The organism is Mesorhizobium sp. M7A.F.Ca.CA.002.05.1.1 (assembly GCF_003998335.1).
GTDB lineage: Bacteria > Pseudomonadota > Alphaproteobacteria > Rhizobiales > Rhizobiaceae > Mesorhizobium.
The window spans coordinates 1-2050 of the sequence record NZ_RZQI01001002.1; the positions used below are offsets into that span (position 1 = coordinate 1).

General features: G+C 62.7%; 2 protein-coding genes. One reads left to right on the plus strand and one right to left on the minus strand.

The features are described from left to right. On the plus strand, positions 1–426 hold a 426-nt coding region (locus EN939_RS31690; RefSeq protein ID WP_206528391.1), incomplete at its 5' end, for a nicotinate-nucleotide--dimethylbenzimidazole phosphoribosyltransferase. Positions 427–438: 12 nt separating this feature from the next. Here the strand turns inward: EN939_RS31690 and EN939_RS31695 are convergent. Then, complete coding sequence (locus EN939_RS31695; protein ID WP_127270826.1) at positions 439–1959, minus strand: sensor histidine kinase; 1521 nt, start codon at positions 1957–1959, stop codon at positions 439–441. Positions 1960–2050: the final 91 nt, after the last annotated feature.

The following is a 2050-nucleotide window of genomic DNA, read 5'->3' on the forward strand; positions in this document are numbered from 1 at the left end:
GGCGCCGATGCGGCGATGCAGGCACGCAAAGCCGACGTGGTCGATGCGGCGCTGGCTTTTCATGGCGGCCATCTCGGCGACCCGCTCGAGGCGCTGCGCCGGGTCGGTGGCCGTGAATTCGCGGCGATCGCCGGCGCCATCCTTGCCGCGCGGATGCAGAAGATCCCGGTGCTGCTCGACGGATTGGCGGCGACGGCAGCCGCAGCGGTACTGCATGGCGTCAATCCCACAGCGCTCGAGCATTGCCTTCTGGCCAGCCTGTCGCCGGAACCCGCGCATGCACGCGCCGCCCAACGGCTAGGGCTGCGCCCGTTGCTTGATTTGGATATCAGCCATGGCGAAGGGGCAGGGGCCGCCCTTGCTGCGGGGCTGGTCAAGGCCGCCGCGCTGACCAGTTCGGGCATGGCAGCTGCGGTACGTGGCTAGAGTCTTGCCGGATTACCGTCGTCGAGCCGCCACCGCCGCGGTCGGCAGTGCCGGCAGTTCCTCCATCACCCGGCTGAGCGGGAAGATCGCGATCGCCTCGGTCCCTTCGCGCAGCTTGGAATGAAGTTCGAACTCGCCGCCATGCATGGCGAGCAGCCCTTGCACGATCGGCAGGCCAAGCCCGGTGCCTTGCTCGGCGCTCTTGATGGCAATGGAGCCTTGGCCGAAGGCGGAAAGCACGATCGGGATCTCGTCTTCCGGTATGCCCGGTCCGTTGTCCTTGATTGAAATGTATTGTCCGCCGCCCGCCGTCCAACCAACGCGGACACGGATTTCACCGCCGGTAGCGGTGAATTTTATCGCATTCGACAGAAGGTTGAGCGTGATCTGTCGCACCGCACGCTCATCAGCGAAAAGGCGCGGTAGCTCGTGCTCGAAATCCTGGACGACCCGGATATCCTTGTTGCGCGCCCTCAACTCCATCATGTGACAGCAGTCCTCGACGATACCAAGCAGCATCACCGGTTCTTCATTGAGCTGGTAGCGGCCGGCCTCGATGCGCGAAAGGTCGAGGATCTCGTTGATCAGGTCGAGCAGATGCTGGCCAGATTCGTGCACGTCATGGGCATAGTCGCGATAGGTGGGATTGCTCATCGGCCCCAGCACCTCGTTCGACATCACCTCGGAAAAACCGAGAATGGCGTTGAGCGGCGTGCGCAATTCGTGGCTCATCGAAGCGAGGAACCGCGATTTCGCCAGATTGGCGTCTTCGGCCCGCCGCCGCGCCTCGTCCGACATCGATTTCGCCGTCTCCAGTTCAGCGATCAGCGCATCCTTTTCGGAGCGGAACGACAACATCATCAGGGACGAGTGGTTGAGATGACGGGCCACATAGGCGAAGAACGGCAGAGAAACGACCAGCAGCGCGGCCATGATCGCCTCGACCGGCATCCATAGCTTGGCGCCGGCATAAGCGTAGAGCGCCACGGGAACGGCAAAGGTCGCCAACAGCGCCCCACGCAGAGACGAGGTCATCACCGCGGTCGCCGCCATGGCGAACAACAGCACCACGGCCTTGACGATGTGGAACGGATCGACCTCGCAGACGCTGCAGCCAAGCCACACGAACCATGCCCAGCCGAGACCGCACAGGAAATGGCCGATCAGGAATTCCCGTCCTGCTTGCGAAGGGTTGAGCTCGGAAGCTTCCGTGCGCTCGATGCGCCGCGCCATGAAGGCAACGATAGTGTAGCAGGTCAGGGTGAACAGCGCCCAGAGCCCGATCTCGTTGCCGATTCCGGCCAGCCGGCCGGCCGCCGCGATCGCCAGGACAAGAAGCGGGATGGCGATGGCGCCGCTGGTCATCGCGCGGGCATGGAGCTTCAGCAGTTCACGATCGAAATCGGGATTGCCGGCCTGCTGCGAAAGACGGTCACGCGTCTTGCGCACCGCGCGCGCCACATCGCTGTTGCGATGAGGTTTCCTGCGGTCCACAATGAACTTGTCCGCTGTGTTCGAGCGTTGCAAGGGCATCAAAACTTCAATTTATGCGAGCAGCGGTTTCCAAGTGTTAAGCTACGTTCGAATGATTAACCAACCGTTTGCCATATGAGCCGCTCATGGT

Excerpts from the sequence above, each read along its gene's own strand:
- EN939_RS31695 (WP_127270826.1), bottom strand. The coding sequence starts at position 1,959 with ATGCCCTTGCAACGCTCGAACACAGCGGACAAGTTCATTGTGGACCGC.